15 protein-coding genes are annotated in these 19170 nt (G+C 65.9%); 10 read left to right on the top strand and 5 right to left on the bottom strand.

The window, feature by feature from the left end; translation table 11 throughout:
- The first annotated feature begins 60 nt into the window (after positions 1-60).
- The 10 genes from JKV55_RS00450 (at position 61) to JKV55_RS00405 (ending at position 13740) form a co-directional block, all read left to right on the top strand.
- A complete protein-coding gene (locus JKV55_RS00450; RefSeq protein WP_202081768.1) occupies positions 61-1431 on the top strand; it encodes a glutamine synthetase family protein in 1371 nt (456 codons plus the stop codon).
- A 16-nt stretch (positions 1432-1447) separates the two neighbouring features.
- A complete protein-coding gene (locus tag JKV55_RS00445) occupies positions 1448-2839 on the top strand; it encodes an aldehyde dehydrogenase family protein (RefSeq protein ID WP_202081766.1) in 1392 nt (463 codons plus the stop codon).
- Between the two features lie 9 nt (positions 2840-2848).
- The gene (locus JKV55_RS00440) at positions 2849-4012 is read left to right on the top strand and encodes an iron-containing alcohol dehydrogenase (protein ID WP_202081764.1); all 1164 of its coding nucleotides are present in this window, start codon (positions 2849-2851) and stop codon (positions 4010-4012) included.
- A 9-nt stretch (positions 4013-4021) separates the two neighbouring features.
- The gene (locus JKV55_RS00435) at positions 4022-4723 is read left to right on the top strand and encodes a glutamine amidotransferase-related protein (RefSeq protein ID WP_202081762.1); all 702 of its coding nucleotides are present in this window, start codon (positions 4022-4024) and stop codon (positions 4721-4723) included.
- A gap of 93 nt (positions 4724-4816) precedes the next feature.
- On the top strand, positions 4817-5035 hold the full coding sequence (locus tag JKV55_RS00430) for a hypothetical protein (protein ID WP_202081760.1): 219 nt from the start codon (positions 4817-4819) through the stop codon (positions 5033-5035).
- Positions 5036-5110: 75 nt separating this feature from the next.
- Positions 5111-6019 carry a DMT family transporter gene (locus JKV55_RS00425; protein WP_202081758.1) on the top strand — a complete coding sequence of 303 codons (909 nt, stop codon included), beginning with the start codon at positions 5111-5113 and terminating at the stop codon, positions 6017-6019.
- 155 nt (positions 6020-6174) lie between these two features.
- Complete coding sequence (locus JKV55_RS00420) at positions 6175-7965, top strand: aminopeptidase P family protein (RefSeq protein ID WP_202081755.1); 1791 nt, start codon at positions 6175-6177, stop codon at positions 7963-7965.
- Positions 7966-8111: 146 nt separating this feature from the next.
- Positions 8112-9461, top strand: coding sequence for a CDP-diacylglycerol--serine O-phosphatidyltransferase (pssA, locus tag JKV55_RS00415; protein WP_202081753.1), 1350 nt, complete (start codon positions 8112-8114; stop codon positions 9459-9461).
- 102 nt (positions 9462-9563) lie between these two features.
- Positions 9564-11636 carry an ATP-dependent DNA helicase RecG gene (gene recG, locus JKV55_RS00410; protein WP_202081751.1) on the top strand — a complete coding sequence of 691 codons (2073 nt, stop codon included), beginning with the start codon at positions 9564-9566 and terminating at the stop codon, positions 11634-11636.
- Between the two features lie 67 nt (positions 11637-11703).
- Positions 11704-13740 (top strand): AsmA family protein, encoded by a 2037-nt coding sequence (locus tag JKV55_RS00405; RefSeq protein ID WP_202081749.1) that lies wholly within the window; start codon positions 11704-11706, stop codon positions 13738-13740.
- Between the two features lie 38 nt (positions 13741-13778).
- Here the strand turns inward: JKV55_RS00405 and JKV55_RS00400 are convergent, their stop codons facing one another.
- From JKV55_RS00400 to typA, 5 genes are all read right to left on the bottom strand, one after another.
- Positions 13779-14669, bottom strand: a complete 891-nt coding sequence (locus JKV55_RS00400; protein ID WP_202081747.1) for a bifunctional GNAT family N-acetyltransferase/hotdog fold thioesterase — start codon at positions 14667-14669, stop codon at positions 13779-13781.
- Between the two features lie 68 nt (positions 14670-14737).
- A complete protein-coding gene (dtd, locus tag JKV55_RS00395) occupies positions 14738-15175 on the bottom strand; it encodes a D-aminoacyl-tRNA deacylase (RefSeq protein WP_202081745.1) in 438 nt (145 codons plus the stop codon).
- On the bottom strand, positions 15172-16131 hold the full coding sequence (gene pip, locus JKV55_RS00390) for a prolyl aminopeptidase (RefSeq protein WP_202081743.1): 960 nt from the start codon (positions 16129-16131) through the stop codon (positions 15172-15174). The genes dtd and pip overlap by 4 nt, the downstream gene beginning before the upstream one ends.
- Entirely contained in the window at positions 16131-17033 is a 903-nt protein-coding gene (locus tag JKV55_RS00385) for a virulence factor BrkB family protein (RefSeq protein WP_202081741.1), read from the bottom strand. The genes pip and JKV55_RS00385 overlap by 1 nt, the downstream gene beginning before the upstream one ends.
- A 132-nt stretch (positions 17034-17165) precedes the next feature.
- Positions 17166-18977 (bottom strand): translational GTPase TypA, encoded by a 1812-nt coding sequence (gene typA / locus JKV55_RS00380; protein ID WP_202081738.1) that lies wholly within the window; start codon positions 18975-18977, stop codon positions 17166-17168.
- Between the last annotated feature and the right edge of the window lie 193 nt (positions 18978-19170).

The following is a 19170-nucleotide window of genomic DNA, read 5'->3' as shown; positions in this document are numbered from 1 at the left end:
TCCGGACGGCGCCAGAGTGAGTTTGGCGCCCCGACCGACAAGGAACCGAGGTAAGACACCATGCTAGACCCAAGACAGGTAACCACCGCCGAGCAGGCCCGCCGGATAGTCGAAGAGCGCGGCCTCAGCCATGTCAAGGTGGGGATTTTCGACCAGGACGGCGTACTGCTCGGCAAGTACATGAGCAAGGAGAAGTTCTTCTCGGCGCTGGCAGGGGGCTTCGCCTTCTGCAGCGTGGTGCTGGGCTGGGACTCCAAGGATCAGCTGTACGACAACGTCAGCTACACCGGCTGGCACAACGGCTACCCGGACGCCCAGGTGCGCATCCTGCCCCACAGCTGCCGGGAACTGCCGCTGGAAGACAACATGCTGCTGTTCTTGTGCGAATTCGCCGGCGATGCCGAAGCCATCTGCCCGCGCGGCACCCTGCGCCGGGTGCTGGCCCTGGCCGATGAGATGGGGTTCAGCGCCAGGGCGGCGCTGGAATACGAGTTCTTCATGTTCAAGGAGACCCCGGAGTCGGTGCGCCAGAAAGGCTTTCGCAACCTGGAGCCCCTCACCCCGGACTGGTTCGGCTACTCGGTGCTGCGCAACTCGGTGCACGCCGATCTCTACCACCAGATCATCGACCTGGGCGAGCGGATGGACTTTCCCATCGAGGGGCTGCATACCGAAACCGGCCCCGGGGTGCTGGAGGCGGCCATCGCCGTCGACGGCGCCGAGCAGGCCGCCGACAAGGGCGCCCTGTTCAAGACCTTTATCAAGGTGCTGGCCCAGCGCAACAAGCTGATGGCCACCTTTATGGCCAAGTGGTCGAACGACTACCCGGGCCAGAGCGGCCATATCCACATGTCGCTGTACGACCGCCAGGGCGCCAACGTCTTCCACGATCCGGAGCAGCCCCACAACATGAGCCGGCTGCAGCGCCACTTTATCGCCGGCCAGCAACAGCTGATGCCGGAATTACTGGCCATGATAGCGCCCACCGTCAACAGCTACAGCCGAATGATCCCCGGCTTCTGGGCTCCGACAGAGGCCACCTGGGGGGTGGAAAACCGCACCACGGCGCTGCGGGTGATCCCCGGCGGTCCCAAGAGCCAGCGGGTGGAATACCGCCTGGGCTCGGCCGACGCCAACCCCTACCTGGCCCTGGCCGCCGCCCTGGCCGCGGGCCTGTACGGCATCCGGCACCGGCTGGAGCCCGGCGCGCCCATCCAGGGCAACGCCTACGCCGAGCAGCAGCCGGAGTCGCTCCAGCTGCCGCGCACCCTGTGGGAAGCGGCCCAGCGGCTGAAGCGCTCGGAAGCCGCCCGGGAGCTGTTCGGCGATGCCTTCGTGGAACATTTCGCCGCCACCCGGGAATGGGAAGAGCGGGAATTCCGCAAGCACATCACCGACTGGGAACTGGATCGCTATTTCGAAATCATCTGAGCCGACGGGAGCCCCTATGAATGACAAGGTACTGACCCTCTCCCCCGTGGACGGCAGCGTCTACGTGGAACGCCCCTTCGCCGGGCCGAATGACATCGCCGAGGCCCTGCGCCTGGCCAAGGCGGCCCAGGCGCACTGGCGCCGGCTGCCCCTGGCCGAACGGGCGGCCCTGTGCCGCCGGGCCGTGGACGCCCTGGTGGCCGAGAAAGCGGCCATCGCCGAGGAAATCTGCTGGATGATGGGCCGCCCCATCCGCTACGCCGGCGGCGAGGTCGACGGCCTGGCCGAACGGGCCCGCTACATGATAGACATCGCCGACGAGGCGCTGGCGCCGGTGCGGCTGCCGGAAAAACCGGGGTTCGAGCGCTATATCCAGCGCGACCCCCTGGGCCTGGTGCTGGTGATCGCGCCCTGGAACTACCCCTACCTTACCGCCATCAACGCGGTGATGCCGGCGCTCATGGCGGGCAACGCCGTGCTGCTCAAGCACTCGGCCCAGACCCCCCTGTGCGCCGAGCGCCTGGCCCGGGCCTTCGAGCAAGCCGGCCTGCCCAGGGGCGTGTTCCAGTACCTGCACCTGTCCCACACCGACACCAACGCCCTGATCCGGGCGCCGGAGGTGGACCACGTGGCCTTTACCGGCTCGGTGGCCGGCGGCGCCGCGGTCGAGCGGGCGGCGGCCGGGCGCTTTATCGGCGTCGGGCTGGAGCTGGGCGGCAAGGATCCGGCCTATGTCCGGGCCGACGCCGACCTGGCCCAGGCGGTGGCCACCGCCATCGACGGCGCCTTCTTCAACTCGGGCCAGTCCTGCTGCGGCATAGAGCGCATCTATGTGCATGCGAGCCTGTACGACGCCTTCGTGGCGCAGGCGGCGGCCCTGGTCAGGGAATACCGGCTGGGCCGGCCCGACGATCCGGCCACCACCCTGGGCCCCCTGGTGCGCGCCGGCGCCGCCGACTTCGTGCGCGGCCAGATCGCCGAGGCGGTGGCGCAGGGGGCCACCGCCCATATCGACCCGGCGGACTTTCCCCTCGACCGTCCGGGCACCCCCTACCTGGCGCCCCAGGTGCTCACCGGGGTGAACCACCGGATGCGGGTGATGACGGAGGAATCCTTCGGGCCCGTGGTCGGCATCCAGAAGGTCGAGTCCGACGAAGAGGCCGTCGCCCTGATGAACGACAGCGACTTCGGCCTGACCGCCGCCATCTTCACCCGGGATGTCGCCACCGGCATTGCGCTGGGCGAGCAGTTGCACACCGGCACCTTCTTCATCAACCGCTGCGACTACCTGGACCCGGGCCTGGCCTGGACCGGGGTCAAGCAATCCGGACGGGGCTGCACCCTGTCCCGGCTGGGTTACGAGAGCCTGACCCGGCCCAAGTCATTCCATATCAAATTGCCGCACTGAGGAGCCGCCATGAACCATTATGTCGCCAACTGGAATTACCCCACCCAGATCCGGGTGGGCATGGGCCGCATCAGGGAGCTGGCCGAGGGCTGCCGCCGGCTCGGCATGAAGGCGCCGCTGCTGGTGACGGATCCGGGGCTGGCCGCCCTGCCCATGATGCCCGCCATCCTCGCCGCCTGCCGGGAGCAGGGGCTGGAGATGGCGGTGTTTTCCGCCATCAAGGGCAACCCGAACGGGGAGAACGTCGCCGCCGGGGTGGCCGCCTTCCAGGCCGGCGGGCACGACGGCGTGGTCGCCCTGGGCGGCGGCTCGGCGCTGGACGCGGGCAAGGCCATCGCCCTGATGGCGGGCCAGGACAGGCCGCTGTGGGATTTCGAGGATGTGGGTGACAACTGGACCCGGGTAAAGGTGGACGCCATGGCGCCGGTGGTGGCGGTGCCCACCACCGCGGGCACCGGCTCGGAAGTGGGCCGCGCCGCGGTGATCACCGATCAGGCCAACCACATCAAGCGCATCATCTTCCACCCCGCCATGCTGCCGGCCCTGGTGATCCTGGATCCCGAGCTGACCGTCGGCCTGCCGGGCAAGGTGACCGCCACCACCGGCATGGACGCCCTGTCCCACAACCTGGAAGCCCTGTGCGCCCCGGGTTACCACCCCATGGCGGAAGGCATCGCCATGGAGGGCATCCGCCTGATCCACCAGTACCTGCCGCGGGCGGTGCGGGACGGCTCGGATCTGGAGGCCCGCTGCCAGATGCTGGTGGCCTCCAGCATGGGCGCCACCGCCTTCCAGCGCGGCCTGGGGGCCATGCACGCCCTGGCCCACCCCATCGGCGCCCTGTACGACGCCCACCACGGCCTGCTCAACGCCATTTTGATGCCCTATGTGCTCGCGGCCAACCGGGAGGCGATCACCCCGGTGATCGAGCGGCTGAATCGCTACCTGGGGCTGGAACAGGCCGGCTTCGACGGCTTTATGGACTGGGTGCTGACCCTGCGCGCCGAGCTCGGCATTCCCTCCACCCTGGGCGAGATCGGCATTGCGCCGGACCAGGCGGAACGCATCGGCGCCATGGCGGCCGAGGACCCCTCCGCCGGCAGCAACCCCATCGCCTTCAGCGCCGAGCAATACACCCGGATCTGCCGGCAGGCCATTACCGGCGCCGGCTGAGGAGGCCCGATGAAAATAGGAATATTGCAGTGCGACGATGTGCTGGAGCAACTGCAGCCCCGGCACGGCAACTACCCCGAGATGATCCGCCGGCTGCTGCTGGCGGTGGATAACGACCTGGAGTTCGTGGTGTACCGCGTCCTGGATCAGCAGTTGCCGGAACACCCCGCGGCCTGCGACGCCTACATCACCACCGGCAGCCGTCACGGGGTCAACGATGGCCACGACTGGGTCAACCGGCTGGCGGACTTCGTCGCCCTGCTGTACCGGGAGCAACGCAAGCTGGTGGGCATCTGCTTTGGCCACCAGCTGATGGCCAAGGCCCTGGGCGGGGAAGTGGTGCAGTCGGACAAGGGCTGGGGCATCGGCGTGTCGTTCAACCAGGTGGATAAAACCCAACCCTGGATGACGCCGCCTTCCCGCGCCCTGGACCTGGTGGTGAGCCACCAGGATCAGGTGAGCCGGCTGCCGGCCGACGCCGAGGTGCTGGCCGGCAGCCCCTTCTGCCCCTTCTACATGGTGCAGTACCGGGACCACTTCCTCGGCATCCAGGGCCACCCGGAGTTCAGCCGGCCCTACTCCGCCGATCTGATGGCCACCCGGCAGGAGCGCTTTCCGCCCCACCGCTACCGGGAAGCCCTGGCCTCGCTCGGCGCCGAAGTGGACGACCTGCTGCTGGCGAGATGGATACTGGCCTTTATGAGATCCTGATGGCCCTCCCGAGGACCGCCCGGCGCGGTCCTTTCGTTTTTCCAGGCTCGCCTAACATAGTAAGCTGACGTTTTCGGACGAGGGGGAAGCACCATGCTGCTATGGATACTGGTATTGGGAGCGGGGCTGCTGGTCACCTCGCTGCTGCTCAACCAGGGCCGGGCCCAGGGCGAGCTGGAAGAGCGGCTGCGGGCGCTGGAGGCGGACAACCGGCAGTTGCGCGAGCGGATAAACACCCTGGAGGAGCTGGTGCTGGAGCGGGAAAAACGCCGCCCCTTCGAGGACATGGCCAAAAATCCCGACCAGGACTGAAATCACCGCCTCTTCTCCTGCCGGCATTAATTGCCTACACTGGGGGCTTGAGTCTCCCGCGGGCCCGCCAACAAGATGAAAGATCAGAAAAAAGCCTACCTGTTCGGGCTGGGGGCCGTGGCCTGCTGGTCCACCGTGGCCACTGCCTTCAAGCTCTCGCTCGGCTACTTCTCCCCGGCCCAGCTGCTGCTGGTGGCCACCGCCACCTCGCTGCTGCTGCTGCTCGGCCTGCTGGCGGTGCAGGGCAAGCTTATCCATCTGGGCCGCTACCTGCGCGACCGGCCCGGCTACTACCTGCTGCTGGGGCTGCTCAACCCGGCACTCTATTATCTGATCCTGTTCCAGGCCTACGACCGGCTGCCGGCCCAGCAGGCGCAGACCCTCAACTACACCTGGGCCATCACCCTCACCCTGCTGGCGGTGCCCTTCCTCGGCCAGAAGATCCGCGGCCAGGACTGGGTGGCCATCGTGCTCGGCTACCTGGGTGCCATGGTCATCGCCACCCGGGGCGACCTGCTCGGTCTGAACTTCGAGGATCCCCTGGGGGTGGCGCTGGCGCTGGTGTCCACGGTGATCTGGGCCGGCTACTGGATACTCAACACCCGTAACCAGGGCGATCCCCTGGTGGCGCTGACCCTGAGCTTCCTGCTGGCGCTACCCTTTGTGGTGCTGGCCACCGCCCTGTGGTCGGACTTTGCCCTCAGCGCCTGGCAGGGCTGGGTGGGCGCCGTCTACGTGGGCCTGTTCGAGATGGGCTTCGCCTTTGTGATGTGGCTGCTGGCCATGAAGCACGCGGAAAACACCGCCCGCATCTCCAACCTTATCTTTATTTCGCCCTTCGCCTCCCTGCTGCTGCTGCGCTTCCTGGTGGGCGAGGCCATCTACCCCGCCACCGTGGTGGGGCTGGTGATGATAGTGGCGGCCCTGCTGATCCAGCAGCTCAGGCTCGGGCCCCGGTTTGCCAAGCCATCCCGGGCGAAGTAGAGTGAACGGACAGCAAACCCTGTACGATTTCGGATGAACCGGACTCCCTGCAAAACCCCGGCCCGGTCGGTGGCCGACGCGCTCGGCGCCGGCACCCTCGGGTGCCGGCGGGCCAGTCCATCAAGCAACTATTCACTTCGCGTTAAGGAATCGCCATGACTTATGCCACTCGCCTTGCCGCCGTCCGGGACAGCCTGAAGCAACAGGGCCTGGACGCCTTTATCGTGCCCCACGACGACGAGCATCTGGGCGAGTACATACCGCCCCATGCCGAGCGGCTGGACTGGATCAGCGGCTTCAACGGCTCCGCCGGCGCCGCCGTGGTGCTGGCCGACAAGGCGGCCATCTTCGTGGACGGCCGTTATACGGTGCAGGTGCGCCACCAGTGCGACCCGGCCCTGTTCGAGTTCCGTCATCTGGTCAACGAGCCCTTCCTCGACTGGATAGCGGAACAGCTGAATGCGGGCAGCCGGGTCGGCTTCGATCCCAAACTGCACAGCCGGGGCTGGCACCAGGCGGCCGAAGCCCGGCTGGCGGAACAAGGCATCGCCCTGGTGCCGCTGGCCCAGAACCCCATCGACCGGCACTGGCACGACAGGCCGGCGCCGGAACGCCGGCCCGCCCTGCTGCTCGACCAGGAGTACAGCGGCCAGCACAGCGAGGCCAAACGCCACCGCATCGCCGAAACCCTCAAGGCCAAGGGGGTGGATGCCCAGTTGCTGACCCAGGCCGAGCCCATCAACTGGCTGCTGAACATCCGCGGCCGCGACATCCCCTGCCTGCCGGCGGTGCTGAGCTTCGCCCTGCTGCACCAGAACGGTGCCGTGCAGCTGTTCGCCGACCCCGCCAAGTTCGACGAGCTGGATCTGGCCGGACACTGCGGCAAGGACGTCACCCTCGCCCCCATGGCCGAGCTGGAGCAGGCCCTGGCCACCCTCGGCGCCAACGGCGCCCGGGTCCAGCTCGATCCGGCCACCGCCAACGCCTGGAGCGCCCTGGTGCTGGAGCGGGCCGGCGCCGAGCTGGTGCCGGCCGAGGATCCCTGCATGCTGCCCAAGGCCTGCAAGAACCCGGTGGAAGTGCACGGCAGCCGGGCCGCCCACCTGCGCGATGCGGTGGCGGTGTGCCGCTTCCTGGCCTGGCTGGACCGCCGGCTGGCCGAGCCCCATCCGGAATTGGAAGATGAAGGCACCCTGGCCGACCGGCTGGAAGCCTTCCGCGCCGAGCTGCCCGAGTTCGTGGAGCCGAGCTTCAGCACCATCTCGGCCCTGGGGCCCAACGCCGCCATGTGCCACTACCGGCACAGCAACGGCACCCCGCGCCAACTGGGGCAGGATGCCATCTACCTGGTGGACTCGGGCGGCCAGTACCTGGACGGCACCACCGACATCACCCGTACCGTGGCGGTGGGCGAGCCCGGCGCCGAGATGCGCAAACTGTTCACCCTGGTGCTGCGCGGCCATATCGACCTGGCCTGCGCCCGTTTCCCCGCCGGCACCGGCGGCCTGCAGCTGGACGCCCTGGCGCGCCTGCCCCTGTGGCAGCAGGGCTACAACTTCGACCACGGCACCGGCCACGGCGTGGGCCACTTCCTCAGCGTGCACGAGGGTCCGCAACGCATTTCGCCCAAGGGCAGCATGGTGCCCCTCACCACCGGCATGATCCTTTCCAACGAGCCCGGCTACTACCGGGAAGACGCCTTCGGCATCCGCTGCGAAAACCTGGAAGTGGTGCAGCCCGCCGACACCGACGGCGACATCCCGGTGTTCGAGTTCGAAAACCTCACCTGGGTGCCCTTCGACCGCCGGCTGGTCGACCCGGCCTGGTTCGAGCCCAAGCATGTGCAATGGCTGAACCACTACCACGCCCAGGTGCGGGAGAAGGTCGGCCCGCTGCTCGCCGGGAACGACCTGGCCTGGCTGGAGCAGGCCACCCGGCCGCTGTAAGGGCATTGCGCCGGAAGCCGGAAGCTTCTAGCTTCTAGCTTCTAGCGCCGGTAATTTGCCGCCTTTCCCCAAAATTCGGTACACTGGCCCGAATTTTGTCGTTTGAGTATGGTCTTAAGCGGCAGCCTTATTAACCGGGTTTATCTATGCCACTCGCCAATTACTACCGAACATTGCTGGAGCACCTGCCTACCCTGGCAGTGGACGCCGACCGGGTCGAAGTGTTGTATTCCGCCCGGGCGTTCAGGCAACGGCTGCTGGAGCTGATCGCCGCCGCCCACACCCGTATTTACCTGGTGGCCCTCTACCTGCAGGACGACGAGGCCGGCCGGGAAATCCTCGGCGCCCTCTACCAGGCCAAGCAGGCCAGGCCGGCCCTGGATATCCGCCTGTTCGTCGACTTCCACCGCGCCCAGCGCGGCCTTATCGGCCACCGGGGCCAGGGCGGCAATCACTGCATGTACCAGGAATTCGCCGCCCGCCACGAGCATGCCATTCCCGTCTACGGGGTGCCGGTCAAGGGCCGGGAGCTGCTGGGGGTGCTGCACCTGAAGGGCTTTATTTTCGATGACACAGTGCTCTATTCCGGCGCCAGCCTCAACGACATCTACCTGCACCAGCAGGACAGGTACCGCTTCGACCGCTATCACCAGATCACCGACGCCAGGCTGGCGGACTGCATGGTTGACTATGTCGACCGGCTGTTCGGCAACAACCCGGCGGTACCGCTGCTGAGCCAGCCCGAGATCCCCCGCGCCCGCCAGCTGCGCCATGCCATTCGCCACTTCAAGCAGCAGGTGCGCCGGGCCCGCTACGAGTTCGACGACGTCACCCGCCGATCCGGCCAGGTGGCCGTCACCCCGCTGGCGGGCCTGGGCAAGTTCGGCAACCGGCTCAACCGCGCCATCCGCCACCTGCTGCGCGGCACCCGGGAGAAGCTCTTTATCTGCACCCCCTACTTCAACCTGCCCAAACCCCTGGCCAGGGATATCCGGGCCTTGCTGAAAAAAGGGGTGGAGGTGACTCTGGTGATCGGCGACAAGACCGCCAACGACTTCTATATTCCGCCGGAAGAGCCCTTCCGTACCATAGGCGGCCTGCCCTACCTGTACGAAACCAACCTGCGCCGCTTCGCCCGCGCCAACCAGACCTTCATCTACCAGGGCCGGCTCAACATCATGCTCTGGCGCCACGAGCGCAACTCCTACCATCTCAAGGGGCTGTTCGTGGACGACGATCTGGCCATGATCACCGGCAACAACCTCAACCCCCGCGCCTGGGGCCTGGATCTGGAAAACGGCCTGCTGTTGCAGGATCCGGAGCGGTTGCTGCAGGCCCGCTTCGAGGCGGAACAGGCCAATATCCTGGAACACTGCCGGCGACTGGAACACTTCTCCGAGATCGAGGAGCTGGATGACTACCCGGCGCCGGTACAGAAGCTGCTGAAACGGGTGGCCCGCACCCACGCCAATGTGCTGCTGAAGCGGCTGCTCTGACGCCGGAAGCTGGAAGCCGGCCCCGTTCATCTTCCGGCTTCACGCTTCCAGCTTCCGGCTCTTGTTGCTATCCTCTGTAAATATTTACAGTACGGGGCCGCCATGAATCTGGACCACATGTCCCTCAGCCTGCTCAAGGGAGTGGGCGACAAGATGCTGGAGAAGCTGCACCGCCTGGGCCTGGAGACGGTGCAGGACCTGCTGTTCCACCTGCCCCTGCGCTACGAGGATCGCACCCGTGTCCTGCCCATCGCCGAACTCCGGCCGGGCATGCACGTCTCGGTGCTGGGCGAGATAGTCGACAACCACATCAGCTACGGCCGCAAGCGCATGCTGATCTGCCGGCTGCGCGACCCCAGCGGCACCCTGACCCTGCGTTTCTTCAACTTCGCCGCCGCCCAGAAAAACAGCCTCGCCGCCGGCACCCGGCTGCGGGTATTCGGCGAGATCCGCCCCGGCCACCATGGCCTGGAGATCATCCACCCGGAATACAGCCTGCTGCAGGGCGAGCAGCCGGTAGAAACCGAAACCAGCCTGACCCCGGTGTACGGCACCACCGAAGGGCTGCGCCAGCTGACCCTGCGCCAGCTCAGCGAGCAGGCCCTGGCCCTGCTCGAACAGCAACCGCTGCGGGAACTGCTGCCCGAGGGCCTCTACGACCACCAGCTCGGCCTGAACCAGGCGGTGCGCCTGCTGCACCGGCCGCCGCCCGACGTCGCCCTGCTGCAGCTGGAGCAGGGCCAGCACCCGGCCCAGCGCCGGCTGGTGATGGAAGAGCTGCTGGCCCACAACCTGTCGGTGCTCAAGGTGCGGGAGCAGAGCCAGGCCCACCGCGCCCGGCCGCTGCCCTGCCCACAAACGCTGCTCGACCGCTTCCTCGGCCAGTTGCCCTTTTCCCCCACCGGTGCCCAGCGCCGGGTGGTGGCGGAGATCGGCGCCGACCTGCAGAAAACCGTGCCCATGATGCGGCTGGTGCAGGGCGATGTGGGTTCGGGCAAGACCCTGGTGGCCGCCCTGGCGGCGCTGCAGGTGATCGGCAACCAGGGCCAAGTGGCGCTGATGGCGCCCACCGAACTGCTGGCCGAGCAGCACGCCAACAACTTCGCCGCCTGGCTTTCTCCCCTCGGCATCCAGGTGGGCTGGCTGGCGGGCAAGGTCAAGGGCAAGGCCCGGGCCGAGCAACTGGAACGGCTCGCCAACGGCGAGCTGGCCATGGTGGTGGGCACCCACGCCCTGTTCCAGGAGCAGGTGCAGTTCAACGCCCTGGAACTGGTGATCATCGACGAGCAGCATCGCTTCGGGGTGCACCAGCGCCTGGCCCTGCGCGAGAAGGGCAGCCAGGGCGACTATTACCCGCACCAGCTGATCATGACCGCCACCCCCATCCCCCGCACCCTGGCGATGACCGCCTACGCGGATCTGGATACCTCCGTCATCGACGAACTGCCGCCGGGGCGCACCCCGGTCACCACGGTGGCCATTCCCGACGGCCGCCGCGACGAAGTGGTAGCCCGGGTGCGGCAGCTGTGCCGGGAGCAGGGCCGCCAGGCCTACTGGGTCTGTACCCTGATCGAAGAATCGGAAGTGCTGGAATGCCAGGCGGCGGAAGACACCGCCGCCACCCTTTCCGCCCAGTTGCCGGAGCTGAAGGTCGGGCTGGTGCACGGCCGCATGAAGCCGGCGGAGAAACAGGCGGTGATGGCCGACTTCAAGGACGGCCGCCTCGACCTGCTGGTGGCCACCACCGTCATCGAAGTGGGGGTGGACGTGCCCAACGCCTCGCTGATGATCATCGAAAACCCCGAGCGCCTGGGCCTGGCCCAGTTGCACCAGCTGCGCGGCCGGGTGGGCAGGGGCGCCACCGCCTCCCACTGCGTGCTGCTCTACCACGCCCCCCTGTCGAAGACCGCCGGCCAGCGGCTGGGGGTGCTGCGCGACACCAACGACGGCTTCGTCATCGCCCAGAAGGACCTGGAGATCCGCGGCCCGGGCGAGCTGCTCGGCACCCGCCAGACCGGCCTGGCCGACCTCAAAATTGCCGATCTGGTGCGGGACCAGGCGCTGTTGCCCGAGGTGCAACGGCTGGCCCGTTACCTGGCCGACCGCCACCCCGGGCTGGTGGATCCGCTGATCCGTCGCTGGCTCGGGCTGCGTGATCATTACGGCAAGGTGTGAACCGGGATATTTCCGCCCAGGCTCAAGCTATGTATGATACAAGTTCCGGATTTTTAAGGAATGTTCCATGAGAAAGCTGGCCAGGAAGCTGTTGCTCGCCCTGTTGCTGCTGGGAGCCGCCGGCTGGCTGCTGCTCAGTTTCTTCGATGCCAACCAGCTGAAAAAACCGGTGCTGGGCTGGCTTAACGAACACACCGAGCTGGATATCGCCATTGGCCGGCTGGAATTCAATCCCCTGCATCCCTACAAGCTGCTGGCGGAAGACGTGCGCCTGGGCGACTGGTTCCAGGCCAGGCAGCTCTATCTGGAACTGGCACGGCTGTCGCCCCTGGCGGGCCACACCCGCATCGCCGTGCTCGACGTGATCGACGGCCAGATCCGGCTCGACCGGGCCACCGAGCTGGCGGCCCTGCCGGACAACCTGGCCAATATCACCGTCGACGAGCTCAACACCAAGAACCTGACCCTGGCCTGGGACGGCTGGGAGGCCCAGGGCGCCAACCTCAAGCTGAACGGCTGGCAGCCCAGGCGCAACGGGGACTGGCGCTGGTGGTCGGACATGACCCTGAGCGGCCAGGTGCGCCAACTGTCCCACCCCTGGCTGGAAATGTCGCGCATCAACCTGGAAGGCCGCGTCCATCGCCGCCAGCTGCAGCTCGACACCTTGCGCAGCCGGCTGTTCGACGGCCTGTTCGAGGCCAGCCTCAGCCTGGATCCGGCCAGCCGGGAACTGACCCTGAACGAGCCCCGCTTCAGCCACAACAAGCTGCAGTTCAGCCAGGCACCGGAGCTGCCCGAGGGCTGGACCCTGCTGCTCAACCGCGCCAGCCTCCAGGATCTGAGCATCACCAGCCCCTGGCTCACCGCCAACGGCATCGACGGCAGCCTCCGCTACCTCGAGTGGCAGCCCGGCGCCCTGCCCGAGGCCCGGGGCGACTGGCAGGCCGACGAGGCGGTGCTGGACTGGTTGCGGCTCGATGCCCATCAGGGCCAGCTGCTGAGCAACCGGGAGCGACTGGGCCTCAGCCTGCGGGGCAAGGCCTACCAGGGCAGCCTGGAAGCCGAGCTGGGCTGGTTTCCGCAGCAGGGCCGGCTGGATATCGACAACCTGCAGCTGCTGGGCAGCAAGCTGGAATGGCTGCCCGACCTGCACTGGCCGGTGCCCGATATACGGATTCACAAGCTCAACCTCAACCAGGCCGAACTGCTGTCGGCCGACCCTGAGCTTCCCTTGTCACTGCACGGCGGCCAGTTGTTTATCACCGATCTGGCCTGGTCGACCGAACAGTGGCGCCCGCTCAGCGATCAGGCCCGCCTGGAAGGCGGCTGGAACGAACTGGCCTACGACAGCCTGATCAGCCGCCGGAGCAGTTTCAGTGCCCGGCTGGACGATACCCGGCTGCTGCTGGATGAACTGAGTGGCGAATTTCTCGAGGGCAGCGTCAGGCTCAGCGGCAACCTGGGACTCTATCCCCCGCACCGGGGCCGGCTGCAGCTTGAGGCCGAACACCTTGCCCTGCGCCGGCTCAGCAGCTGGCTCAGGGCCGAGCGCAGTTTTTCCGGCACCCTGTCGATGAGCGCCACCCTGGCCGGCGAGCCAAAGCGGCCGCCAAGCTGGGAAGGTAACCTGGCACTCGAAGGAAGCGATGTCTTTATCGAACGGCTGGGGCTGGATAACTGGCTAAAGGCCCGGCTGGGTGAGGATTACAGCCGGCCCAGGCAGGTCGACCCCTTGCTGGCCGCCCTCGATCTGGAAAGCTCGGACGCCTTTATCTACAAAACCGAGCTGAAGGGACCCGTCGCTCAGGGCCAATGGCAACTGGACGGCAGCGCCGTGCAGAGCGTGCGCCACCTGCTGGCCCTGCGGGGCAGCCTGGATCTGGCGGGCGGCTGGGATCTGGAGCTGGGAGCCATCAACGATCAGGGCTGCCGGGAGCTGGCCATCCGCCTGGAAGACAGCTGGCGGGCGCCCAAACTCCGGCTGCACCAGCCGGCCCTCGACACCCCTTGCCCCCCATGGTACCGGGGGCCCGTTCCCTACCCCGCCGCCGGCCTGCCCGGCCGGCTGATCGAAGCGGTACGCAACCTGCCGAAGGAGCCGTAAGCCGGAAGCCGGAAGCCGGAAGCTTCTAGCTTTCAGCTTTAGTGCGGCAATATCACATAACGGCCGCTGAAGGTGGCGGCCTTGGCGTCGCCGCTGTACAGGGTCACGTTCAGCTCCACCCGTACCCGCTCACCGTTCTTCAGCGGCAGCAGCTGCTCGCGCAGCCGGCCCTGCACTTCGGCGGTGGGCTCGTCCCACACCGGGGTCAGGTACTTGATCTCGCCGCTGCCCTGGACGATGTCGCCGCTCACGCCGTATTCCTGCATCTGCAGCCAAATCAACCCCCAGCCGGTAAGCACGCACTGGCTGTAGATACTGCCGGCGAACATGGACTCATGCAGGTTGAGGTTGGCGGTCAGGTTGGCCTTGGTCTTGAACTTGGTGCCGGTGTACTGGGTGATCTTGACGCCCATCTTCTCGCTGATGGGAATGCGCCTGTGCCACTGGCGCTGCAGCTCGTCGCACAGCTCGGGACAGTGGCGGATCTGGTGGATGGGCGTCAGCGCCTTGATCATCTGCCGGTGCGGTATCTTGCCGAAGCTGATGGGGCCCTCGCCCACCACGGTAAAGCCGCAACGGCCGTAGAAGGCCACCGCTTCTTCCCGGGCGTTCATCACCAGCCGGCGCACCCCTTCCTGCCGGGCCACCTGCTCCAGGGCCTGCACCATACGGGTGCCCAGGCCCTTGTCCCGACATTCGGGGATCACCGCCATAAAGCGGATCTGGGCTTCGTCGCCGCTCACATAGAGGCGGCCCACGGCCGCCAGCTTGCCGTCCTTGTCCACCATCATGCGGTGGTGGGCGTACTCGTCGAACTCGTCCCGCTCCGAGCCCCTGGGCTGCTGCCAGGGCTTGCGCAGCAGCTGCCAGCGCAGCAGGTAATAGGCTTCAAGTTCCGCTTCCGTTTGCGGGGTGACCACACGATACATGGTCTGCTCCTGTTATGGTTATCTATGGATATCTTGCCGCTTGCCGCGGCAGAGTGCAATTTGGCGGCTCAGACCTGCAGCCAGAAGGTGACGGGGCCATCGTTGGTCAGGCTCACCTGCATGTCGGCGGCGAAGCGGCCCGACTCGGTGATCACGCCCTGATCCCGCGCCGCCATCACGAAGTAGTCGTACCAACGTTCGGCATCGGCCGGGGCCGCGCCCCGGGAAAAGCCGGGCCGCAGGCCGCTGTTGGTGTCTGCCGCCAGGGTGAACTGGGACACCACCAGCAGGCTGCCCCCGGCCTGGCGCAGGTTGAGGTTCATCCTGCCCTGTTCGTCGCCGAACACCCGGTAGCTCAATACCTTGTTCAGCAGCTTGTCGGCCTTGGCCCTGTCGTCGTCCCGCTCGACGCCCAGCAACACCAGCAGGCCGGGTCCGATGGCGCCCACCCGCTCGCCGGCCACGGTCACCGCGGCCGAACTGACTCTCTGGATCAGGGCTATCATGCCTGTATCAACTCCTTCGCCATATGATCGGTGGCTTTCACCAGGGCGTCTATGATACCCGGTTCGAAGGCAGAATGTCCGGCCCCGGGTACAATTTGCAGCACTAATTCGGGCCAATGCTCGCTCAGGCAGGCGGCGGCGGCCGGCTTGCAAATGGCGTCGTAACGGCCGTGCACCAGTATCGCCGGCAGGTGGCGGAGCGTATCCAGCCCGCGAATGATGTGATTTTCATCCATAAAACAATCATTGATAAAATAGTGACATTCGATGCGCGCCAAGGCCAGGGCACTGTGCGCCTCGCCGTAATAGGCCTCCGCGTCCACTCTCGGCAGCAAGGTGGCGATACGCCCCTCCCACACCGCCCAGGCCCGGGCGGCATGGAGCCGGGCCAGTTCGTTATGGCTGGTCAGCAACTGGTAGTAACGACTCAACAGGTGACGGCTGTCACCGTCCAGCGGCGCCAGGAACTCCCGGTAATAATCGGGAAACAACTGGGCGGCGCCGCCCTCGGGCTGATACAGCCAGTGCAGATCCTGCTCCCGCCCCAGGAAGAGGCCGCGCAGCACCAGCCCCCGTACCCGGTCGGGATGGGCGATGGCGTAGCACAACGCCAGGGTCGAGCCCCAGGAGCCGCCGAACAGCAGCCAGGACTCCACATCCAGATGTTCACGGATCTGCTCCATATCGGCGATCAGGGCCTGGGTATGGTTGTCGGCCAGCTCCGCATGGGGCTCTGATTGCCCGGCCCCGCGCTGGTCGAACAGTATGATGCGGTAGCGCTCGGGATCGAAGAAACGCCGGTGCTCCGGGCTGGTACCGGCGCCGGGGCCGCCGTGCACCAGCAGCACCGGGATGCCCAGGGGATTACCGCTTTCTTCCACATAAATCCGGTGTCGCTCGGATACTTGCAGCCACTGCTGCCGGTTGGCGGCAATGGTCGGGTACAGGGTTCGCATCAGCACTCATCCTCTGCCGGGTTGCTGTCGTCTGCCTTAAAGCTTAGCCCCTGGCTGTGCTCGTAGTCACCGAGGCTGGCGGTCAGTTCGGCGCCCAGCAACACAATCAGCCAGCTCAGGTAGATCCAGACGAACAGGATGGGGATGGTGGCCAGGGCGCCGTAGATAGCTTCGTAAGACGGAAACTGGGTGATGTAGAAGGCGAAGCCGCGTTTGGCCAGCTCGAACAGGGTCGCCGCCACCAGGGCGCCGCAGATGGCGTGGCTGAAGCGTACCCGGAGATTGGGCACCACCATGTAGAACACCACAAACATCAGGCCGGAGAGGAAAAACGGCAGTGAGCTCAGCAACAGGGCGCCCAGGCCGAGGAAGTCGTCGCCCTGGAAGAAGCGCATCGAGGTGACGTAGGAACTCACCGCCAGGCTGGCGCCGGCCAGGATGGGGCCCAGGGTCAGTATCATCCAGTAGGTGGAAAAAGCCACCGACCAGCGCCGTTTCTGGGTGACCCGCCAGATATGGTTGAAGTTCTGATCGATGGCGGAGATCAACAGCATGGCGGTGACCGCCAGCGCCGTCACCCCCACCGCCGTCATGCGCGAGGCGTTGTCGACGAAGCCCTGGATATGCTGCTGCACCACGTCGCCGGCGGCGGGCACGAAGTTGGCGAACACGAAGTTCTGGATGCGGTCCTGCAGTTCGGCAAACATGGGAAAGGCCGACATCATGGCGAACACCACGGCGATCATGGGCACCAGTGACAGCAGGGTGATATAGGCCAGGTAACCGGCGGTCACCGTCAGCCGGTCCTGTTGGGCCCGTTTCAGCACGAAGCGGCCGAAGGCGAAGCCGTGATCCCGGATAAAACGAAGACGATGGCCGATCTGTGCGACAACATTGCTCATGGGTGATCCTGTTTCGCTGCAAACAAAGGGGTATTGTGGCAAATCAGGCGGGGGCAGTGCCAGCCGGATATGCGTCGGCCGGCGGCAGGGACAAAAAAGGGCGCCGCGGCGCCCTTGTCGACAGGGTAAGACTTATGCCCGACCGGCGCGCTTGCGCTCGTTTTCCGTCAGCAAACGCTTACGGATACGGATGTGGTTCGGGGTCACCTCGACCAGTTCGTCGTCATCGATGAACTCGAGCGCCTGCTCCAGGGTCATCTTGATCGGCGGCACCAGGGTCAGCGCCTCATCGGTACCGGCGGCACGGATGTTGGTCAGCTGCTTGCCCTTGAGGCAGTTCACGGTCAGATCGTTGGAACGGTTGTGAATACCGATCACCATGCCTTCGTATACCTCGGTGGCGTGCTCGATAAACAGCCGGCCGCGGTCCTGCAGGTTGAACAGGGCGTAGGCCAGGGCCTTGCCCTTGCCATTGGAGATCAGCACGCCGTTGTTACGCTGGCCGATATTGCCGCCCTTGTGCGGACCGTAATGATCGAAGCTGTGGTACATCAGGCCGGAGCCGGAAGTCAGGGTCATGAACTCGGTCTGGAAGCCGATCAGGCCCCGGCTGGGGATCACGAAGTCGATGCGCACCCGGCCCTTGCCGTCCGGCACCATGTTGGTCATCTCGGCCTTGCGCTCGCCCAGCTTCTCCATCACCGAGCCCTGGCTGCCTTCTTCCACGTCCACGGTCAGGTTTTCGAAGGGCTCCATCTTGACGCCGTCTTCTTCCTTCAGGATCACCTCGGGGCGGGATACCGCCAGCTCGAAACCTTCCCGGCGCATGTTTTCGATCAGGATACCCAGGTGCAGTTCACCCCGGCCGGAAACGCGGAACTTGTCGGGATCACCGGTTTCTTCCACCCGCAGCGCCACGTTGTGCACCAGTTCCTGCTTCAGCCGCTCCATGATATTGCGGGAGGTCACGTATTTGCCGTCCAGGCCGGCGAAGGGCGAAGTGTTGACCTGGAAGGTCATGGTCACCGTGGGCTCGTCCACCGACAGCGGCGGCAGGGCTTCAACGGCACCCGCAGCGCAGACGGTATCGGAAATTTTCAGTTCACCCAGGCCGGTAATGGCCACGATGTCGCCGGCATTGCCTTCGGTGACTTCGTGACGCTTCAGGCCCAGATAGCCCATCACCTGGCCGATCTTGCCGTTGCGGGTCTTGCCATCGGCACCCACCACTGTGACCTGCTGGTTGACCTTGACGCTGCCGCGCTTGATCCGGCCGATGCCGATAACGCCCACGTAGGAGGAATAGTCGAGCTGGGAGATCTGCATCTGCAGCGGGCCTTCCAGATCCGCGTCGGGAGCCGGCACCTGATCGATGACGGTCTGGAACAGGGCGGTCATGTCCTCGGCCGGGGTATCGGCATCGAGGGAGGCCCAGCCGTTCAGGCCGGAGGCATAAACGACCTGGAAGTCGAGCTGATCGTCGGTGGCACCCAGGTTATCGAACAGATCGAATACCTGATCCATCACCCAGTCGGGACGCGCGCCGGGCTTGTCCACCTTGTTGATCACCACTATGGGCTTCAGCCCCTGGGCGAAGGCTTTCTGGGTCACGAAACGGGTCTGCGGCATGGGCCCTTCCTGGGCGTCCACCAGCAGCAGTACCGAGTCCACCATCGACATCACCCGCTCCACCTCACCACCGAAGTCGGCGTGTCCGGGGGTATCGACGATGTTGATACGGTAGTCGTTCCAACGAATGGCGGTGTTTTTGGCAAGAATGGTAATGCCGCGCTCCCGCTCGAGATCGTTGGAGTCCATGACCCGCTCTTCGGCTTCACCACGGGATTCCAGGGTGCCGGACTGCTGCAGCAGTTTGTCCACCAGGGTGGTTTTGCCATGGTCAACGTGCGCGATGATGGCGATATTACGTAAATTTTCTAACATTCCTGCCTCAAAAATACCGGGGTGGGTAAAAAATGGTCGGTCATTTTACTCGGCCACCCCGGATCTGCCTAGCAGAATTGAAAATTACTGCTGAGTGGCTTCCCAAGCAGCAGCCGATGCACCATGATGGGAAGTGCCAGCGGCACCGCGCACCAAAAAGATCCATCAACGCACCAATACAGTGCACTATCGT

This window comes from Zobellella iuensis, assembly GCF_016746085.1.
GTDB lineage: Bacteria > Pseudomonadota > Gammaproteobacteria > Enterobacterales > Aeromonadaceae > Oceanimonas > Oceanimonas iuensis.
Note: the sequence above shows the minus strand (reverse complement) of the source record. Positions and strands in the feature narration are given on the sequence as shown.

Coding starts and splice junctions, on each gene's coding strand:
- pssA (WP_202081753.1), top strand. CDS start 8,112: ATGCCACTCGCCAATTACTACCGAACATTGCTGGAGCACCTGCCTACC.
- pip (WP_202081743.1), bottom strand. CDS start 16,131: ATGCGAACCCTGTACCCGACCATTGCCGCCAACCGGCAGCAGTGGCTG.
- JKV55_RS00450 (WP_202081768.1), top strand. CDS start 61: ATGCTAGACCCAAGACAGGTAACCACCGCCGAGCAGGCCCGCCGGATA.
- JKV55_RS00425 (WP_202081758.1), top strand. CDS start 5,111: ATGAAAGATCAGAAAAAAGCCTACCTGTTCGGGCTGGGGGCCGTGGCC.
- JKV55_RS00435 (WP_202081762.1), top strand. CDS start 4,022: ATGAAAATAGGAATATTGCAGTGCGACGATGTGCTGGAGCAACTGCAG.
- dtd (WP_202081745.1), bottom strand. CDS start 15,175: ATGATAGCCCTGATCCAGAGAGTCAGTTCGGCCGCGGTGACCGTGGCC.
- recG (WP_202081751.1), top strand. CDS start 9,564: ATGAATCTGGACCACATGTCCCTCAGCCTGCTCAAGGGAGTGGGCGAC.
- JKV55_RS00385 (WP_202081741.1), bottom strand. CDS start 17,033: ATGAGCAATGTTGTCGCACAGATCGGCCATCGTCTTCGTTTTATCCGG.
- JKV55_RS00400 (WP_202081747.1), bottom strand. CDS start 14,669: ATGTATCGTGTGGTCACCCCGCAAACGGAAGCGGAACTTGAAGCCTAT.
- JKV55_RS00405 (WP_202081749.1), top strand. CDS start 11,704: ATGAGAAAGCTGGCCAGGAAGCTGTTGCTCGCCCTGTTGCTGCTGGGA.
- JKV55_RS00445 (WP_202081766.1), top strand. CDS start 1,448: ATGAATGACAAGGTACTGACCCTCTCCCCCGTGGACGGCAGCGTCTAC.
- JKV55_RS00440 (WP_202081764.1), top strand. CDS start 2,849: ATGAACCATTATGTCGCCAACTGGAATTACCCCACCCAGATCCGGGTG.
- JKV55_RS00430 (WP_202081760.1), top strand. CDS start 4,817: ATGCTGCTATGGATACTGGTATTGGGAGCGGGGCTGCTGGTCACCTCG.
- typA (WP_202081738.1), bottom strand. CDS start 18,977: ATGTTAGAAAATTTACGTAATATCGCCATCATCGCGCACGTTGACCAT.
- JKV55_RS00420 (WP_202081755.1), top strand. CDS start 6,175: ATGACTTATGCCACTCGCCTTGCCGCCGTCCGGGACAGCCTGAAGCAA.